Genomic DNA, 17,115 nt, shown 5'->3' with positions numbered 1-17,115 from the left:
GCGCGGTATCGGGTGCGCTCAGTGGCCGGCTTCCCGGCCGTGGTGCGGTCCGGGTTCCTGCGGGCGGTGCGCCTGCTGGTCGCCCGCGCGCGCCGGGTGCGGTCCCTCGGCGTCGTCGCGGAGCGCGTAGCGGTCCATCATTGTGCGGGCCCGGTCGGCGGCTGCGGTGAAGGCGTCTCCGAGTTGGCGCAGTGTCTCGGCGGTGAGGTCGAGGGCTTCCACGTCGGTGCGGGACTCCCGCAGGGCGCGCAGCGCCGTCAGGTCGAGCGCCTCCTGGCGGCCGGGCTCCGGCTCCTGGCGGCCGGGCTCGGGGCCGGCTGCCGAGGGCGCAAGTAGCTGCTCGGGCATCGCCGCCTGCTGGTGCGCGACGATGTCGTACGCCCGGCCGCGCGTGGCCACGGTGGTCAGTTTCTCGCGGAGGGCGGCGCCGGCGAGAACGGCCCGTTCGTACTGCAGCGGCACGCGGGGTATCTCCCCCGGTCCCAGAGGCCGGGGCGTAGCGGGCGCGCCCGCATCGGCAAGGGGTTGCCGGTCCCAGGCGGTGGTGGGCGGGCGTCGGCGGTCGGAGGTGAGGTCGGCCAGTGACCAGCGGGCGGTGTAGAGGCGGTAGGCGGGCAGGAGGCCGCGCAGCGATTTCGGCTCGCTGATGTCCACGCAGTACGTGGTGAGCGCGGCGTCCACGATCTGTTCGTCCAGGCCGGGCTCGCGGCGGCGGCCGCGCAGGACGAGGGCGAGGTGGCGGCGGGCTTCGGCGAGCAGGTGCCGGCGGTGGAACCGGCCGCCGCCGTTCATCACGAACACCACTGCGGCGACGTCGACGGCTGCCAGGGCAACGTCGATGACGGCGGCGACCCGGGCGCGGATGGCTGCGGCTGCGGCGCGGGCGTGCTCGAGGAGGGAGGTGATGACGTCGGCGGCGACGCCGGAGGTGAGGATCGCGCTCGCCTTCCACCACGCGCGCAGCTGCGCGAGCGGGCGGGCCTTCTGCTTCGGCGGGCGGGTCTTGCGGGCGGCCATCCGGTTCAGCTTGGTGCGGGCCCGCTCGGAGACCACGGGCAGGAACCGCGGTTCGCCGTCGTCGTCGATGGCGGTGACGTACTCGTGCTCCAGCTCTGCCCGGCAGGCGGCGATCTGGTCGCTGCGCCGGGAGGTCCAGCGGATCAGCTCGTGCGGGACGCCGGCGACGTCCATCACCGGGCGGCGCCCGGCGGTGACCGTGCGCGGCTCGGAGGCCAGCCCCAGCGCCTCGCACGCCTCGGCCATCACCAGCTCGTTGTAGAGCGCGGAGGCGGCCACCACGTGCTCGTACAGAACCTCGGAGTGCACCGAGCCCCACTTGCCGTCGGGGCGCAGGGCCTTGGCGGATACAAGGAGGTGGTCGTGCAGGAGCGGCATCCCCGAGCGCGCCTCGTAGTGGCGGAACCGCGCGGCGGCCAGCCCGTGCAGCGGGCGGACCTTGTAGACGCCCTGGGCGCCGACGCGGATGATCGCGGCCTCGTCCTCGATCCAGGCGAGCACGGCCGCGATGGCCCGCTCGTGCGCGGCCTCGACCGCCCGCCGGGTCTCCTCATCCCCCAGTGCCCACAGCAGGGTGAGGGTGGGCTGCGGGCGGAAGGTCAGGTCGAAGCCGGTGACCTTCACCCGCCGCCCGAGCGCCCCGGCCCGGCGCGCGGCCACGGGCTTCTTCCCGGCGGCGATCCGGTCGGCCTCGATCCGGTCGGCGTGCGGGTGCCGGCCCTCGCCGAAGAGGTTGCGCATCTGCGCCTCGGTGACGACGTCGCCCGCCGCCAGGCCGAGGACGGCAAGACCCCGGCCCATCCACCGCCCGCCGGGGACACCGGCCTCCTCCTGCGCCCGGCGCAGGGACGTGCGGGCCGGGCGGCGGCCGTCACCGACGAGGACCTGGCGCAGGTAGTAGCGGTACATCTGCCCGGCTGTGATCAGCCGGCGGGCGGAGAGAGCCCGGCAGATCGGCCTGTTCCGCTATTCCCTGGTTCAGGACCTTGCTGGACACCACCCTGACTACCCGTGAACGCGGTGGCTGGCAAGAGAGTTGGCAGAGAAAGAACACACCGATCCGTTCGGCCAGCAGGTGAGGGTGTCGAGGGGCACGATCGACCGGTGGGCCAGGGATTACCGCCGCGGCGGGTTCCCGGCACTGGTGCCCGAGCCACGCAAGGCGGTCCCCAGGACGCCGCCGGAAGTGCTGGAACTGGCGGCCGCGCTGAAACGGGAGAAACCGAGCCGCACGGCCGCGCAGATCCAGCGGATCTTGCGCACGACGCAGGGCTGGTCACCGACCGAACGCACCCTGCAGCGGCACTTCGTCACCGCCGGGCTGACCGGCGCCGGCAGCGGGGACAGGACCGTCTTCGGCCGGTTGGCCGCCCGGGGCAACGAGCTGTGGACCGGGGACGCGGTGTACGGCCCCAGGATCGCAGGCCGGAAAACGTACTTGTTCGCCTTCATCGACGACCATTCCCGGGCGATCGTGGGGCACCGGTTCGGGTTCACCGAGGACACCGTCCGCCTGGCCGCCGCCCTGCGGCCGGCGCTCTCAGCCCGCGGGGTCCCGGAATCGATCTATGTCGACAGCGGGAGTGCTTTCGTCGAGCCGTGGCTGCTGCGGGCCTGCGCGAGTCTGGCGATCCGGCTCACCCACTCCAAGCCCGTACGGCCTCAGGGACGCGGGAAAATCGAACGGTTCTTCCGCACTGTTCGCGATCAGTTTCTCGTCGAACTCGATGAGGAACGGGCCGGCCAGATCGAGCATCTCACCGAGCTGAACAGGCTTTTCACCGCGGGGGGGAGACGGTCTATCACCGCGCGGTGCACTCGGAGACGGGACAGCCTCCGATCGAACGCTGGCTGGGTTCGATTCCCAAGCCGCTGCTGCTGCCCAGCCCCGCTGATCTTCGGGAGGCGTTTCTGTGGTCGGAGTTCCGGACGGTGACGAAGACCGCGACGGTCAGCCTGCACGGCAACACCTACGAGGTCGACCCGATGCTGAGCGGGATGAAGGTGGAGCTGGTCTTCGACCCGTTCGACCTGACCGAGATCGAGGTCAGGGCGTCGGGGAAGACGGCCGGGAAGGCGGTTCCGCACCGGTGGGCCGGCACACGCATCCGAAAGCGAGTCCGGAGACGCTGGCCCAGCCGGCGCCGTCGACGGGAATCGACTACCTGAAGATCCTGGACGAGACGCACACGGCGAACACCGCGAAGGGCATCAACTACTCGTCCCTGCTGGACGGCGGGCGGGGGTAGCGATGATCGACCGCATTCAGGGGTACTACGCGTCCACCCGCATCCCCTTCGGCCGGGACTTGGCCCCGTCCATGCTGCACCAGCACCACTCCCACCGCGAAGCCGCGGCCCGCATCGCGTGGTGCATCAACAACCGGGCGATCGGCGTGGTCACCGGAGAGGTCGGCTCCGGCAAGACCGTCGCCCTCAAGGGCGCCGTCGCCTCGCTGGACCCGGCCCGCTTCACGGTGATCTACCAGCCCAACCCGGAGGTCGGCATGCGCGGCCTCTACGACCGCATCGTCACCGCCCTGGGCGGCGCCCCGACGTTCCACCTGGCCGCTCTGGCGGCCCAAGCGTCCACCGCGCTGGCCGCAGAGGTCGACGAGCGGGGCCGGACACCGGCCGTGGTGATCGATGAGTCGCGCCTGCTCGACCACCACGAACTCGATGCGATCCGCATGCTCACCAACTACGAGATGGACTCCACAACACCGTTCGCGGTGCTGCTGATCGGCCAGCCCACGCTGCGGAAGCGGATGAAGCACGGCGGCCTGGCGGCGCTGGACCGGCGGATCTCGATCAGCTACCAGATGCCCACGATGGCGAAGGAGGAGACCGCCAGCTACATCAAGCACCACATCACGGTCGCCGGACGGCAGGACACGCTGTTCTCCGACGACGCCGTCGAGCTGATCCACCTCACCAGCCGCGACCTGCCCCGCTCGGTCAACAACATCGCCTGGCAGTCCCTCATCGCCGCCTTCACCGAGGAGAAAAGCATCGTCGACGAGTCATCCACCCGCATCGCCATCACCGAGACACACGCGACAGAGTGACGACGAAAGCGACACCACGTTCATGACACCCCCGACGGCCTGACGGCCGGCGGGGGTGTTTCACCCCACCCCGTCGACAACCACAACGTCGCCATCGTGCACATCTTCAGCGTCGCTCAACACGTGAGAAGCCGGCGGGCGAGTGAGGCGGCGGCAACTGCGGTTGCGACGAGGCCCCACACCCGTGCCACTTCAGCTCGCCTGCCTCGGCGGTCAGGTGCGGTTACAGGTGCGTGGCCAGGAACGGAAGAACGACATCGGCCATCTCGTCGGGCACTTCCTCCGCCAGGTCGTGGCCGGCGTCGAAGACGTGCCCGGTGACGTCGTGAGCCATGAGTCGCATCTGGGACTCGTTGCGGTCGCCGATGAACGCGGATCCGCCCAGCGCCAGGACCGGGATGTCCAGCTTCTTCTGTGCGGCTTGCCGGTTCTGTTCGGCGTCGACGAGCATCTGCCGGTAGATCGAGAGCATCGCGCGAATGCCGCCCGGCATGGAGTAGCAGCGCACGTATTCGTCGACCGCGTCGGGGGTGGCGGTGTCGGGGCGGCTGCGCTCGTTCTTGATCATGTAGGTGATGAGCTCGCGCTCGTGCCCGGTGATCAGCATCTCGGGTACGTCGGGCTGGAAGTAGAAGCCCAGATGCCACAGGTGCATGCCGCTGGAGACGTTCTCAGGGGTGAGGGCCGTATGGTCCTCGAAGCCGAATCCGGGGAACAGCGCCTCGGCGAACACGAGAGCGGTGACGTGGTCGCGGTGGCGGGCGGCGAGCTGGTAGCCGATCACCGCTCCCCAGTCCTCACCCGCCACGGCGTACGTCTCGTGTCCGAGGTGGTTCATCAGCTCGGCGATGTCGTCGCTCATCGTCGCGGAATCGTAGCCCTCCGACGGCCGGGCGGAGTCGCCGAGACCGCGGAGGTCCGGCACGACGACGGTGTAGTGGGGCGTCAGCTTCGGGACGAGGTGGCGCCAGTGATAGCTGGTTTTGGGCACGCCGTGCAGGAGCACCACTGCGGGGCCGGATCCAGCTGTGCGGTAGTGCAGACTCGTTCCATTGACGGCGGCGCGGCCCGTGCGGACAGGCGTTGCCTCATGGTCGAACATCATGTTCGTCAACCTTTCTGGTACGTCGCTATGTGTGCGGGTGTCAGCGGGCTTGCGGAGGATCGACGAGCGTCACCAGATGGCTCGGTCCGGTGCCCTCCGAGGGCGCCTGGGCAGCGGAACGGCCGGCGGGGCACAGGATGACGTTCTCCGGGTAGAGCCGGCCGAGCAGGGCCAGCACGACGAGATCGTCCTGTCCGGTGGCGTTCAGGGTGACGTCGCCTGCTTGCGTCCATACGAGCCCCGGTGCGCGCAGCGCGGACCACACGGCCGCGGTGTGGGGCGTGGTGGGGGACGCGGCGTCGGAGTGTGCGTCGTCTGCGGCGGGTTCCGCGCGGTGGGCGAAGCGATGGCCGCGCAGGGCCTGGCCGAGGTCGACGTGGGTGGTGGTGCCGTCGTGGGTGATCTCGATGCGGGCGCGGCGCGTTCCGTCGGCGATCGGCCCGGTGCCGGTGCGAGCGGTGGGCGGCCCCGGGGCAGTGGTGGCGGACGGCAGGTCCTCGACGAGGGTGCGAGGGGCTGCGTAGTAGTCCTGGATTTCGGCAACATACGTGACGGTGTCTTCGGCGGCTGGGCCGGCACGCCAGGTCAGCAGGTGCCGTGGCGCGCTCAGGGGTGGTTGGTCGAGGACGGCGGGCAGGGCGGTGCCGCCGCCCGTCTCGAAGCCGTAGCCGGGCGGACCGCCAGCGCCGGTGACGACGTGGCGGGCGAAGTCCACGATGCTGGAGTGCCGGATCTGGCGGACCAGCAGTTCGGTGAGGAAAGCGTCGCGGGCCGGTTCGGTGTGCCGCAGCCCGGCTGGAGTGATCAGGAGCGGCACGTCCTGCCAGTTGGTAAAGGGCAGCAGGGCGTCGCGCAGCAGGACGATCTGGTGCAGCCACTCGTTGAAGAGCTGCATCGTGACGGGGCCGCCGCGCCGGCCGAGGAGCAGATCGGCCGCAGGAGGGGTGAGCAGGTGGCCGTAGCAGTGGCTGCGGACGACCAGCGGTCCGGCGGGCAGCGGTATCCGGCTGGTGAGCAGCTTCTCCAGGGCCGAGGCGGCCCAGGAGACGAGCTCCCGGCCGATCATCTCGGCCTGCGCGCCCAGTTCACGTGCTGCCAAGGCGCTGTCCGGGCCGATGGCCAGCGGCAGGGAGGTCTCCCGTGTGCCGAGAGCGAGGGTCGCACGGATCTGGTCCTCCAGCACCTTGCCATCGGCACTGGTGAGGGCGTTGTCATCGATGATGCCCTGCAACAGCGGCTCGGTGGCGGTGAAGAAGTCGCGGGCTGTCAAGGTGGTGCCGGCTGCGGGGAAGGTGTTCCAGCGGCTACCGCCGAGAGCGAGTGTGCTCGGGTTGGGCGCGGGGGGCATGGTTCCTTCTCGGTGGTCGATGGGGCAGAGGTGGATGTCGCCGGGTCCCGCGTTTGGGCGGGCTCCGGACTTTTCTGGATCGTTCGATACAGTTTTGGGGCGTGAAAAGGTCAGCCGATGGCGGCCATCGCGACCTCCACGAGGGGTTCCAGGGCGCGGGCTTCCGGGGTGATCTTCGAGGAGACCAGCAGTCCGTTGAGGAACGTGACAAGGAAAGCCGCCAGCGTATGCGGGTCGTGCCGCGCCGCGATCTCGCCCCGTTCTGCCGCGGCCCGCAACACCTCTGCGAGCGCGTCCCGACTGGCGTCCTGCATGTCCCGTACGGTGCGCCGGATCGCCGCGTCCTGCGGGAGGCGCTCGCAGGCGGCATTGACCGCCAGACAGCCCCGGCCGTCGTTCTCCACGGCGATCCGGATGCGTTCGAGCAGCATCGTACGGATCGCCGCCCGGGCATCCGCCCCCTCCTCCAGGCTGCGCAGGGCGGCCGCGGCGAGGGTGGTGCGGTAGCGCTCCAGCGCTGCCCGGTACAAGCCCTCCTTGTCGCCGAACGCGGCATACAAGGATCCCTGCCCGATCCCCAGATGCTGCGTCAGGTCACGCACCGAAGTCGCCTCGTAGCCGCGCATCCAGAACAGTTCCATGGCGCGGCTCACCGCCGCCTCGGTGTCGAATTCCCGGGTTCTCGCCATGGCTCCACCGTAGCGGATCTGGATCGATCGCTCAAGAAAGGGAGGGCGACTGATTTGACCATGCGGTGAGCCGCAGGCCGGCCTCACGGCTACTCGTCGGCGCCCTCGGCTGCGTCCTCAGCGGCGTTCGGGTCGCCGAGGGACGCAGGTTCTGGCCGGGGGCGCTGGTCTTGATGCTGAACAGATAGCGGCGCAGGACGTTGATGTGCCGGTCGGCGACCGTCGTGGCGCTCTGCCCCGGGCAGCCTGCGCGAGCCCGGCGCGTACGACGGCTGGATCGATGAGCCCACCGGCCACGAGCGGACGCGACACGATCGGCTCGTACGGCTGGCCCTGGTGGCGGGCGAATCCGGCGAGGCGCGGGGTGGTGAACGATCCCTTCGAGCGGCGGGAGGTCAGCCAGTGCGGAAGCTTGGGCAGTACGGCCCACAGCAGGGGCTTGTACGTCACCAGCCCGCGGCGGGCCAGCGCCGGGTCAGTGATTGCGGCCCGGACTATCTCGTCGTCCAGGTACGGGTGCGCCAGCCCGATGCCGAACGTCTCGGAGTACGGGGTCCAGCCGCGGGCGGGGAGGCGCCGACCGACCGGAGAGCGGTCCACTGGTCGAACTCGTCGGCGTGCTGCAGTGGCCGGGCGCGGGCGGCCCGCCGCAGCAGCGCGGCGACCTGGTGCCGCCCGTCCGCCGTGGGGCAGGACGCGCCCACGCCAAGGCGGCACCACAACCAGCCGCCCACGGCTGCCTCCGAGACGATGGGCCCGCGCTCCAAGGCGTTGGTGGCTCGTTCGAGGGACTTCGAGGGACTCGGCCCGGCCCGGGTCGGCGGCCTGTTCGAGGGCTTTCCAGTAGGGGCCGGGAGCGGTGTTGCGCAGGCGGGCCTACGCGATGACCTGGCGGTGAGCCTCGCGGTGGTAGCCGTCCTTAAGGAGGCGGACCCAGCAGGAGCTGGAGGCGTCGAGCACGATGTCCCAGCCGTATCCGGTCAGGTGCAGCGGAAGCCCTCGTACGGGGTGCGGGTAGGCCGTGCCCATGGCGTACGTCGCCACCTCCAGCACCGGCTCCGCCCCGGTCGGCTCTGCCCCACGGGGAAGCCGAAGGGCAGCAGCTCGTCGCTGCCGGCGGCGAACGGCCCCGGGCTCCGGCGAGTTGGGCGGCCCGGGCGGCGAAAGTCAGCCATATCCTCGCCGCTGGTGTGACCGTCGGTGTACGTGGTCGCGTGCACGATACCGCCGACGCCAGCGGCGAGCACAGCGGCCGCCGAGGAGTCCAGCCCGCCGGACGGGTCCGACCCCCGCCGCCCCGCCGACGGCGCCGACCGGTGCTGGACAGCGTCGGTAAGAACGCGGCCGAACCGCTCGGCGCCTTCGCGCAGCTCGTCCACGGGTGTAATGCCCGTGATATCGACGAGCTGCGGCGGCGCACCGGAGGTGAGCAGCAGCCGGAACCCGCCGGGCACCTGCCGGATCCGCTCGTACGGGCTGCGGAGCGGCCACTGCTGATCCCCCGCCGCGAGCCGGGCCGCCAGCAGCGACGCATCAGGGTACGAGCGGACACTCAAGCAGTCCCGGCTCGCTGGCCCACGCCGTGCCGTCCTCGCTCGGCGAGGAGCAGACGGCCCGGATCCCGACGAGGCCCCCGCACACGAAGTGCTGCCGCCTCTCGCTCGCGACCACCCAGTACGACCCCGACCACCGGGTCAGCTCCGCCCACCGACCCGCCCGCATCGCCGGAAACACCCTGTGCAGTTTCTGATCGGTGACCGGGCCCCTGCTCGGTAACCGATCAGTCGCCCACGACCGCGAGCGCCAGCGGCGCACCCACTTGTGAACGGTGACGCGCGAGACGCCCATCTCGGCAGCGACGTGCGCAACGGGGCGTCCGGCGCAGACACGGTCGACCAGCAGCCGCCTGCCATGAACGGTCAGCCGGGCATTACGGTGGGACACGAAGACCTCCGTGCGGTGAAGACTCGACACCTCTACCACACCGGAGGTCTTCGCCATGATCAAGCCCGACCGGTATCAACAACGCTCGTGATCAATACACCTAGGACCAGCGCCCGATGGCAGACAGTCACTTGATCTCTAAGCTCGCTGCTATCCAAGCCCACGGGCACACCCACTGGTTCATGCGGGGCCTGTCCCTGTCCCAAGGGAGAACAATGTCGACTGGCGCCTCAGCTCACATCCGCATCGCCCGACCTTCACGTGACCTCCAAGCGGCTGAACGCTTCTGGGTTTCAGGTCTCGGCCTCGATGTCCTGTATCAGCATGCAGCGGACGGTACCCTGCCGGAGCTCGCTCCTGATGGTCGGCTGGCCCGAAGCCAGCTGGCATCTTGAACTCGTTCACGAGCCCGCCGCTCCTTTGGAGCCACGGCCAACCGCTGAAGACCTGCTGGTCATCTATCTCGGCGATCCAGTGCCCGACTCCCTCGTGGAGCAGCTCGAGCGGCATGGCGGAAAGCGAGTGCCCGCCCATAATCCGTACTGGGACACCTGGGGTATGGCTTTGAGGACCCCGACGGCTATCTGCTGGTGCTGTCCACTCGCGACTGGTCCAACTCGTAGACCCCATAAGCATTCAGGTCACAGACACTCGTTGATGGCAGCGACCATCACGGTCGCCTCATAGCGGACCGCGAGCTTGTCGTAGCGTGTAGCGACGGCTCGGTGTCTCTTGAGTCGGTTGATCCCGCACTCGACCGCATGGCACTCGCGGTAGTCGGCTGGGGCGAAGTACGGCGGCCGACCGCCGCGCGCCGAGCTTTCGGCAGTTGCGGCCTGGTCGGCCTTGTCCGGGATGGTGCAGCGGATTCCGCGGCGGCGCAGATAGTCGCGGTTCCTACGGGAGGCGTACGCCTTTTCGGCCCGCACGCGGTCGAGACGGACACGTGGCCGGCCCGGTCCGATGCGGGGCACACGGACCTTTGCAAGCACGGGTTCGAACTGCGGCGAGTCTCCGCGCTGCCCTGCCGTCACCACGACCGACATGGGTTTCTGGCCCTGCTCGACGTTCAGGTGCAGCTTGGTGGTGAACCCGCCGCGCGAGCGTCCCAGCCCGTGATCAACGGGCTCGGTAAATACGCCGCCCGGCGGTTCCTTCTGGAGATGGCCCTGCTTCCGGGCCCCGGCCGCATGCTGCTGGGCGCGGCATACCGTGGAGTCGACGTCCCACGTGATCGCACCCCTCGCATCGGCCAAGGACTGGAGCCGGGTGAGGAGCCGCTGACAGGTGCCGTTCCGCTGCCATCGGCGGAACAGGTCGTAGAGCCTTCCCCACGGCCCGTATACGGCAAGTACATCACGCCGCGGAACACCGGTACGTATCCGGAACCGTATGCCGTCGATCAACCGTCGCCGCGGCCACACGGGCGGCCGCCCTGCCTTTGTGCCCTTCGGCAACAACGGCTCCAGCACTGCCCACTGCTCGTCCGTGAGATCTCCTCGGCTCATGAACTGAGATCATTCACAGGCCAAGATCCACTTCCGACACACGGCCTAGGTCTGGATGACCCGGCTGCCCACACCGGCTTGGATGGCGATGATGCCGACGCTGTGCGCGCCCATGTCGTACAGTTCCCGTGCGATCCGCAGCCGTTCGGCGGTCTCGGCCTCGGCCACCTCCTGGGCACGCAGCGCCGCCGCGTGGTCGCGGCGCTCGCGACTGATCAGGCCGACCGTGGAGGATGCATCCGCGCTGCTGGCCCCGGTCTGCGCACTGCTCCGGCATGGTGCCGCGACCATGGTCACCGGCTCTACACCCTGCTCATGCTGCCTCGGCGGAGGCCAACCACGCGTTGGCGTCGGCCACTTGGAAGCGCCTGGTCCAGAACTGGGAGCCAGGCCCGGTTCCGTGGATATACCGCCACGGTCTCCGGTTCCTGGATCGTGTACGCCTTCTGGCCGCTCATTGCAAATGGTCCTGCCCGCTCTCGGCTGGGCGCGGCGGAGCGGCGGGGTTTTCAGCTGTCCGGGGTCAGTTTGCGGTTGGTTCCGGATCGGCTGATGTCGAGGGCCAGGATGCTCGTCAGGGGGGTACCGCTGTGCCAGAACCCGAGGAGGTCGACATCGATGAGGACCAGATGGTGGCGGGCCGCGAAGGCTCGGGCCTGCTTGGTGAACTTGCAGGAGGCGACGAAGAGCGGGGTGTCCGCCCTGTGCTCGTCGCGGGCGGTGCCGTTGAATTTCTGGAGGTCCGGGCTGCCGACCGTGCGGTGCTTGGCGTACCGCTTGCACTGCACGACCAGTTTGCGACCGTCGGGTAGCCGGCCCGTCACATCGGCGCCGAGGTCGTTGGCGCCGCCGACACGCTGTACCTGGGTGCAGCCGTCCCTGCGGCACAGCTCCGCGACGTACTCCTCGAACTCGCGATCCCCCAGCGTCCAGACCGCCTCCATCGACCGCAGCGCCTGGACGCGGGCCTGCTCCGCCAGCCGGGCCCGTTCGGCGCTCGCCTCACGACGCCCGGCGCGCATCAGTCCCCCGACCACCAGAGCCCCGGCCACCACGGCTAACACGACCAGCAGCATCGTTCCCATGTCCGCCCCTCCCCGGATCGGTTGCCTGCCGCTGCTACTTGTCCATCCGCTCGGGCATCTATCCGGCACGGCGGCCGGCGCTGGTTCGCCTTGTGGCCTTGCTGGCCTTGCTCGTGGACGCCAGCCTGCCGCTTCCGTTGAGGGCCGGGGCGCAGGGATGCCGGGGGCTGGAACCGACGGAAGCGGAATCCGTACGTCGCGCCTATGGCAGGTCCGTACGCCCGAGCCATGCTGGTCTCACCGGAACGCCATCCTCATAGCGCTCCACTGACGGCGGCGGGGGCGGGGCCAGGGGCGGTGGGAGGGGTTCCGGTGTCATGCCTGACGGTTTCTCAACTGCGGCGGGTTCATCACTGTTCCGTGCCACTGGCGTCGGGCGGTCAGTGTCCTCCAAGAGTTCAGCAGCGGAGAAGCGGGTGGCGTGGGTCTGCCACGCGCCGTCGACAACCAGCAGAAAGCCATCGCCGTCGCGGAAGAGGCGACGACGTTTGGGGCTCCTGGGGTGTTCCGGCGTATAGGCGCGCGCCCGCCTTTCCAGCTCCGCCAGGGCCGTCTCGCGGCCGCCCTCCACGTGCGCTATCACGTACGCCTCGGTGTGTTTGCGCTCCCCCGAACCGACCGTTGTCTCCAGGATCAGCCCCCACGTCGCCATGCCTGTCTCTCCTTCGATTCCCTCACGTACTACGCGGCGCGGCATATGTGACGCGTTGTTGCCGGCCTTCTGCGGCAGCACGTCTCCGGGTTCGTGGTCTGCTTTCCCACCGTCTTGGTGTGAGGCGCCCGAATTCACGATCGGAATTCCCCGGCATCTCGCTCCTCCCCCGTGCCCCCGTGCCTTGATCATAGGCAGGAGGCATTCGCAAGAACGAACAGGGCGCTGTCACGTTCCAGTGCGACGGAGGTGAGGAAGGGCCTTCGGTGACACCTGATGGAGGGGGTGAGAGGGAATGCCGCGTATGACGGCTTGGGGAGCGACGGGCGGGCGGCGGGCTTGGGGCAAGGTCGCTGCCTGGGACACGGTTCTGGATGGTGGGCGACGGATGTGCGCTGTCTGTGGGACAGCGGTTCGCTCCTACCAGTTTCGTGTCCATCCGCCCGAGTCCGCGATGTTCGAGCGGTGTGTCGGCTTGGCGTGGTGCTCGGGGTGTCGGATTTATTCCGGTGCGATGGTTCATATTCCCCGAGCGCGTGTCCTTGTCGACGCGCTCGGGTTCCTGCCTGAGGGCGAGGCTGTTCGACTGCGCCGCAGTGAGAGGGAATTGGTCGACTATCTCGATCGACAACGTGGCGGGGGCGGCCCTCTTTGCCGCGAGTGATTACCTGACGCGGTCCGTCAGCGCGGGCAGGGCGGGGGCTGGGGTGGCTCGGGGTGTGGGGTGGTGTAGTTGCCAGACCTTGGCCGGGGGCAGGTTGGCCCAGGTGGTGTGGGAGGTGGTGGCGTACTGGCGGTGGTAGGAGGCCAGGACTTCCTCGACCTTGTGGTGGCGGCGGGCTTCGGCGCGGGTGGCGGTCAGGGTGCGGGCGTAGCGGGTGCCTCGGTAGGCGAAGTAGGTGAGGGTGCCGCCGGGTTCCAGCAGCTCCATGTACCGGGACATGATCGTTTCGACCTGGGCGGGAGTGAAGTTGGTGAAGGGCAGACCGGAGACGATCATGTCGTAGCGGCGGTCGGTGTCGAGTTGTTCGACGAGCGCGTGGTGCACGCGGACGCGTTCGCCGTCGCCCGCCAGAGACGGGTGGCTACGGACGAGGTGGCGCAGGCGGGCGGCGAAGCGGGGGTTGGCCTCGACGATGTCCAGGCGGCTGCCGGGTGAGAGGCGGGCGATGAGAGCGCGGGTGACCGTCCCCGTGCCCGCCCCCGCCTCCAGGACGTTCAGCGGACGCGCGCCGTACGCGATCGCCGGGGCGGTGAGCAGGCGGGCCAGTGCCTTGCCGCTGGGGGCGATGGCGCCGGTGGTGCGCAGATCGCGGGCCGCTTCGCGAAGGAACATCCAACCCCCGGCGCCGCGCCGCGCGGGGACACGTTCGTATGCGGGGACACGTTCGTATGAGGTGGTCCAGTCGTCCATGGCTTCGACGCTATGAACGCCGGCAATCCTGCAAATCAGCCCTTGTACGGCCGCCCTCCCCTACGAAAGTAGGGGGTTGTCGTCGTAGAACGTCGAACACGGAGGGGGCCGCCGCGCAACTACGATTTACGGGTGCATCAGGAACGGAGCCAGAACTGGGCCGCCTACGGCCGGTACGCCGTGGTCACATTGCTGACTCTGGGAGCCGTGCAGAACGGCGCTTCGACCGCCGACGGCCAGTACCTCACGCTCCGCACCGCGGCCGCCGGGGTCTGCGGCGCACTCCTGCTGCTGCGTCCGGGGCACTGGCTGCTCGCCCCCGCCGTGACGACAGCGGCGGCCGGGGTATGGGGGTGGCCCATGCTGTCGCTGCTGCTCCTGGCGCTGTTCCAACTCGCCGCCGACCGTCATGTCCCCGCGGCCGTGGCCTGCGCCGCCGTCGCGCTGACCGGCAACGCCCTCCTGCGCCCGGCGATCTCGCTGTGGCGGCCGCAGCAGTACGGCTCCAGCCTCTTCCTGCTGCTGGCCATCGTGGCAGGGCTGTGGATGGGCAACCGCCGCCGACTCGTACGGGCGCTCAACGCGCAGGTCGAGCACCTGCGGATCGAACGGGAACTGCGCGAGCAGGCCGCCCGCGTCGCCGAACGCTCGGCGATCGCCGCGGAAATGCATGACGTCCTCGCCCACCGGCTCAGCCTGATCGCCCTACACACCGGTGTCCTGGCCACCAGGAAGGACAGCCTGCCCTCGTCCGTCGTCGAACGCCTCCTACTGCTGCGTACGGCCTCCACCGACGCTCTCACCGACCTGCGCGACGTCCTGGGCGCCCTACGCACCCCGGACGCCGCCACCACGACGGGCGACCCCACCACGAGGGGCGCTCCCTCCCCCGCGGAGCGGCCGGCGCCGGTCCTGCGCGACGTCCGAGAAGTGATCGAGCAGGCCAGGGCCGCCGCGCAGCACATCGACACCGTCATCGACGGCGCCCCCGAAGAGGCCCCCGCCGCTCACCGGCTCGCCGTCTTCCGCCTCGTGCAGGAAGCCCTGACCAACGCCCGCAAGCACGCCCCCGACGCGCCCGTCCGCGTACGCGTCGACTACCGGCCGCCCGCCACCCTCGTCGAGATCATCAACACCGCCGGCACCCCCACCCGGCAGGCCGTGCCCTCCGGCTTCGGCCTGGTCGGTCTGCGCGAACGCGTCGAAGCGCTCGGCGGGCACCTCACCGCCGGGCCCGGCGGCGCCGGTTCCTGGCGCCTGGCCGCCCGTATCCCGCACCCCGCCCCCGGCCCCGGCCCCGGCCCCGCCTCAGCCTCCGCCTCCGCCTCCGCCTCCGAGCAGATCGGCCCCGCATGATCCGCACCATGATCGTCGATGACGACGCGCTCGTACGTCTCGGCCTCAGCGACCTGCTCACCGGCGACGAGGGCATCGACGTCGTCGCCCAGGCCGCCGACGGCCTGCACGCCATCGAGACGGCCACCGCCCACCGCGTCGACGTCGCCCTCGTCGACATCCGCATGCCCCGCATGGACGGCATCACCGCCACCGCCCGCCTGCGCGCCCTGCCGCACCCGCCGAGGATCATCGTGCTGACCACCTTCGACCTCGACGAGTACGTCTACAACGCCCTGGCCGCCGGCGCCGACGGCTTCCTCCTCAAGGACACCGACCCCGCCGAGATCCTGCGCGCGGTCCACCTCGTCGCGGCGGGCTCCGCCATGCTCCACCCCGCCGCCGCCCGGCGCCTCATCGACCGTTATCACCGCACCAACCGGCCCCAGGCCGCCGGCGCCCACACCCGCGTCGCCTCGCTCACGCCCCGAGAGACGGACGTCCTGGCCCTCCTCGCCGAAGGCGACACCAACGCCGACATCGCGCAGCGGCTCGGCATGCGGGAAAGCACCGTCAAAGCCCACGTCAGCCGCATCCTCACCGCGCTCGACGTCACCAACCGGGTACAGGCCGCCCTCCTCGCCCGCGACGCCGGCCTCACTCGCTGAGGGCCGCAACGTCACGGGGGCGGACGCCCGACGCCCGCTTCTCATCTCAGTTCGTGGACGCCTCGCGCCTCGCGCCTCGGAGACAGCAACCGGGTGGCCAGGACCACGACTTCAGCGGCCGGCGACGGAACATGATCCGCCGCCCCCGCCCCCGGCGGCACCGGTGCGGTGGCTGGTCGTGGTGGTGTCATCCGGTCCTGTGGGGCGGGTGTCATCCGGTGAAGGCGTCGCCGCCCGGTGCCCAGGAGTCGGGGCCCCACTCCACCAGGAGGAGGGTGGCGTCGTCCCGTAGCTCGTTGCACTGGTCGTCGACGATGAAGTGGATCAGGCGGCGCAGGGTCTCGAAGGCCAGTTCGCCGCCGGCCGTGGCCCGGATGATCGTGTCCGTGAAGCGTTCCAGGCCCAGCAGGGTGCCGCCGGCGTCCCGGGCCTCGGTGACGCCGTCGGTGTAGAGGAGGACCCGGTCGCCCGGCTCCAGGTCGGCGGCGTGGACCGTACGCGGTTCGGGGTTGAGCGTCGCGGGCAGGCCGAGCGGGAGCTGGCCGGGGCGCTCCAGGACGTGGTCGAGGACGGTGTGGTGGCGGATGAGCAGGGGCGGCGGGTGGCCGCAGTTGATCCAGCGCAGGTGGCCGCTGGTGAGGTCCAGTTGCAGGAAGATGCCGGTGGCGAACCGGTCGGGCAGCCATTGGGCCAGCGCGTGATCGACGGTGTCCACGGTCTCGGGCAGGTCCGCGCCGGCCCGGCGGCCGCTGCGGCAGCCCGCCAGCGCGACGGAGGTGGCCAGCCCGGCGGCCAGGTCGTGGCCCATCGAGTCGATGATGGCGGCGTGCAGCGTGCCCTGGGTCATGGAGTGGTCGAACGCGTCGCCGCCCAGTTCGTAGGCGGGCTCCAGTACGGCCGTGGACACCGCCTGCTCGTTGCCGATCGTGCGCGGCGGCAGGAAGGCCCGCACCATCTCGGCGGGCAGTTGCATCGGCTGGGTACGCGCCTGGCGTACGAAAGTGTCGCTATAGGCCCGTTTGGAGGTGATGATGGGCGCGAGGAGCGCCGCGAGCGCCCGACAGCGGCGCATGCGCGCGCCGTCGAGCACCTCGGTGCGGGCCTCCAATACGCCCAGCCGCTCCACCCCGTCGATGAGCGGCAGCCAAAGCCGCAGGCCGCCCTCCGGGTCGTCGAGGCTCTCCACCCGCAGGGCCAGGGTGCGGTACGTCCATCCGGCGAGGCTGGAATCGACGCCGAGCGCGCGCTGCCCCACCCCCAGCGGGCAGAGCTGCCGCTGCTGG

At 70.3% G+C, this 17,115-nt stretch carries 16 protein-coding genes and 3 pseudogenes; 7 read left to right on the top strand and 12 right to left on the bottom strand.

Annotation, left to right across the window (positions count from 1 at the left end):
- Nucleotides 1-18: 18 nt before the first annotated feature.
- Nucleotides 19-1,926, bottom strand: a complete 1,908-nt coding sequence (gene mobF, locus IF55_RS36150) for a MobF family relaxase (protein ID WP_051776253.1) — start codon at nucleotides 1,924-1,926, stop codon at nucleotides 19-21.
- Nucleotides 1,927-2,053: 127 nt separating this feature from the next.
- Between mobF and IF55_RS35025 the strand changes: the two genes are divergently transcribed.
- The 4 genes and pseudogenes from IF55_RS35025 (at nucleotide 2,054) to IF55_RS35020 (ending at nucleotide 4,084) form a co-directional block, all read left to right on the top strand.
- Nucleotides 2,054-2,953, top strand: coding sequence for a DDE-type integrase/transposase/recombinase (locus IF55_RS35025; RefSeq protein ID WP_245661657.1), 900 nt, complete (start codon nucleotides 2,054-2,056; stop codon nucleotides 2,951-2,953).
- Nucleotides 2,950-3,012 (top strand): annotated as a pseudogene (locus IF55_RS41090) (hypothetical protein); the annotation flags it as partial. The gene IF55_RS35025 and the pseudogene IF55_RS41090, both read left to right, overlap by 4 nt.
- Before the next feature lie 95 nt (nucleotides 3,013-3,107).
- Nucleotides 3,108-3,266 carry a hypothetical protein gene (locus IF55_RS41085; RefSeq protein WP_245661660.1) on the top strand — a complete coding sequence of 53 codons (159 nt, stop codon included), beginning with the start codon at nucleotides 3,108-3,110 and terminating at the stop codon, nucleotides 3,264-3,266.
- A gap of 2 nt (nucleotides 3,267-3,268) precedes the next feature.
- Nucleotides 3,269-4,084: an ExeA family protein gene (locus IF55_RS35020; RefSeq protein ID WP_030892483.1), complete on the top strand. Its 816-nt coding sequence runs from the start codon at nucleotides 3,269-3,271 to the stop codon at nucleotides 4,082-4,084.
- 223 nt (nucleotides 4,085-4,307) lie between these two features.
- On the opposite strand, the gene IF55_RS35015 is transcribed toward IF55_RS35020, so the two are convergent.
- The 5 genes and pseudogenes from IF55_RS35015 to IF55_RS39045 all read right to left on the bottom strand — a co-directional run.
- Nucleotides 4,308-5,189: an alpha/beta fold hydrolase gene (locus IF55_RS35015; protein WP_030892486.1), complete on the bottom strand. Its 882-nt coding sequence runs from the start codon at nucleotides 5,187-5,189 to the stop codon at nucleotides 4,308-4,310.
- A gap of 40 nt (nucleotides 5,190-5,229) precedes the next feature.
- The gene (locus IF55_RS35010; protein ID WP_030892489.1) at nucleotides 5,230-6,537 is read right to left on the bottom strand and encodes a hypothetical protein; all 1,308 of its coding nucleotides are present in this window, start codon (nucleotides 6,535-6,537) and stop codon (nucleotides 5,230-5,232) included.
- Nucleotides 6,538-6,647: 110 nt separating this feature from the next.
- Nucleotides 6,648-7,226, bottom strand: coding sequence for a TetR/AcrR family transcriptional regulator (locus IF55_RS35005; RefSeq protein ID WP_030892492.1), 579 nt, complete (start codon nucleotides 7,224-7,226; stop codon nucleotides 6,648-6,650).
- Between the two features lie 876 nt (nucleotides 7,227-8,102).
- Complete coding sequence (locus IF55_RS39620) at nucleotides 8,103-8,279, bottom strand: hypothetical protein (protein WP_157854605.1); 177 nt, start codon at nucleotides 8,277-8,279, stop codon at nucleotides 8,103-8,105.
- 744 nt (nucleotides 8,280-9,023) lie between these two features.
- Nucleotides 9,024-9,170: pseudogene (locus tag IF55_RS39045) on the bottom strand (helix-turn-helix domain-containing protein); the annotation flags it as partial.
- A gap of 215 nt (nucleotides 9,171-9,385) precedes the next feature.
- Between IF55_RS39045 and IF55_RS41080 the strand changes: the two are divergent.
- A pseudogene (locus IF55_RS41080) lies at nucleotides 9,386-9,793 on the top strand (VOC family protein).
- Nucleotides 9,794-9,811: 18 nt separating this feature from the next.
- Here IF55_RS41080 and IF55_RS34990 read toward each other — a convergent pair.
- The 5 genes from IF55_RS34990 to IF55_RS34975 all read right to left on the bottom strand — a co-directional run bounded on the left by IF55_RS34990 (nucleotide 9,812) and on the right by IF55_RS34975 (nucleotide 13,829).
- On the bottom strand, nucleotides 9,812-10,678 hold the full coding sequence (locus IF55_RS34990) for an IS5 family transposase (RefSeq protein ID WP_030892494.1): 867 nt from the start codon (nucleotides 10,676-10,678) through the stop codon (nucleotides 9,812-9,814).
- A gap of 45 nt (nucleotides 10,679-10,723) precedes the next feature.
- Entirely contained in the window at nucleotides 10,724-10,969 is a 246-nt protein-coding gene (locus tag IF55_RS41075; RefSeq protein WP_030892496.1) for a histidine kinase, read from the bottom strand.
- 218 nt (nucleotides 10,970-11,187) lie between these two features.
- Complete coding sequence (locus IF55_RS34980; protein WP_030892498.1) at nucleotides 11,188-11,763, bottom strand: restriction endonuclease; 576 nt, start codon at nucleotides 11,761-11,763, stop codon at nucleotides 11,188-11,190.
- A gap of 202 nt (nucleotides 11,764-11,965) precedes the next feature.
- Nucleotides 11,966-12,415 carry a hypothetical protein gene (locus tag IF55_RS37990; RefSeq protein ID WP_078645780.1) on the bottom strand — a complete coding sequence of 150 codons (450 nt, stop codon included), beginning with the start codon at nucleotides 12,413-12,415 and terminating at the stop codon, nucleotides 11,966-11,968.
- Nucleotides 12,416-13,079: 664 nt separating this feature from the next.
- On the bottom strand, nucleotides 13,080-13,829 hold the full coding sequence (locus IF55_RS34975; RefSeq protein ID WP_030892500.1) for a class I SAM-dependent methyltransferase: 750 nt from the start codon (nucleotides 13,827-13,829) through the stop codon (nucleotides 13,080-13,082).
- Between the two features lie 132 nt (nucleotides 13,830-13,961).
- Here IF55_RS34975 and IF55_RS34970 point away from each other — a divergent pair, with 132 nt between their 5' ends.
- Nucleotides 13,962-15,185, top strand: coding sequence for a sensor histidine kinase (locus tag IF55_RS34970; RefSeq protein WP_078645778.1), 1,224 nt, complete (start codon nucleotides 13,962-13,964; stop codon nucleotides 15,183-15,185).
- Nucleotides 15,182-15,832: a response regulator gene (locus IF55_RS34965; protein ID WP_030892504.1), complete on the top strand. Its 651-nt coding sequence runs from the start codon at nucleotides 15,182-15,184 to the stop codon at nucleotides 15,830-15,832. The genes IF55_RS34970 and IF55_RS34965 overlap by 4 nt, the downstream gene beginning before the upstream one ends.
- A 211-nt stretch (nucleotides 15,833-16,043) precedes the next feature.
- On the opposite strand, the gene IF55_RS34960 is transcribed toward IF55_RS34965, so the two are convergent.
- Nucleotides 16,044-17,115: PP2C family protein-serine/threonine phosphatase (locus IF55_RS34960; RefSeq protein ID WP_048833068.1), on the bottom strand; the 1,072-nt coding region annotated here is incomplete at its 5' end.

The sequence above is a fragment of the Streptomyces varsoviensis genome, assembly GCF_000718635.1.
GTDB lineage: Bacteria > Actinomycetota > Actinomycetes > Streptomycetales > Streptomycetaceae > Streptomyces > Streptomyces varsoviensis.
This window is presented reverse-complemented; position numbering and strand designations above follow the sequence as displayed.

What these genes read in the sequence shown, in the direction of transcription:
- IF55_RS35005 (WP_030892492.1), bottom strand. Translation starts at nt 7,226, where the DNA reads ATGGCGAGAACCCGGGAATTCGACACCGAGGCGGCGGTGAGCCGCGCC.
- IF55_RS34975 (WP_030892500.1), bottom strand. Translation starts at nt 13,829, where the DNA reads ATGGACGACTGGACCACCTCATACGAACGTGTCCCCGCATACGAACGT.
- mobF (WP_051776253.1), bottom strand. Translation starts at nt 1,926, where the DNA reads ATGTACCGCTACTACCTGCGCCAGGTCCTCGTCGGTGACGGCCGCCGC.
- IF55_RS35010 (WP_030892489.1), bottom strand. Translation starts at nt 6,537, where the DNA reads ATGCCCCCCGCGCCCAACCCGAGCACACTCGCTCTCGGCGGTAGCCGC.
- IF55_RS41075 (WP_030892496.1), bottom strand. Translation starts at nt 10,969, where the DNA reads ATGGTCGCGGCACCATGCCGGAGCAGTGCGCAGACCGGGGCCAGCAGC.
- IF55_RS37990 (WP_078645780.1), bottom strand. Translation starts at nt 12,415, where the DNA reads ATGGCGACGTGGGGGCTGATCCTGGAGACAACGGTCGGTTCGGGGGAG.
- IF55_RS35015 (WP_030892486.1), bottom strand. Translation starts at nt 5,189, where the DNA reads ATGATGTTCGACCATGAGGCAACGCCTGTCCGCACGGGCCGCGCCGCC.
- IF55_RS35020 (WP_030892483.1), top strand. Translation starts at nt 3,269, where the DNA reads ATGATCGACCGCATTCAGGGGTACTACGCGTCCACCCGCATCCCCTTC.
- IF55_RS34990 (WP_030892494.1), bottom strand. Translation starts at nt 10,678, where the DNA reads ATGAGCCGAGGAGATCTCACGGACGAGCAGTGGGCAGTGCTGGAGCCG.
- IF55_RS34965 (WP_030892504.1), top strand. Translation starts at nt 15,182, where the DNA reads ATGATCCGCACCATGATCGTCGATGACGACGCGCTCGTACGTCTCGGC.
- IF55_RS34980 (WP_030892498.1), bottom strand. Translation starts at nt 11,763, where the DNA reads ATGGGAACGATGCTGCTGGTCGTGTTAGCCGTGGTGGCCGGGGCTCTG.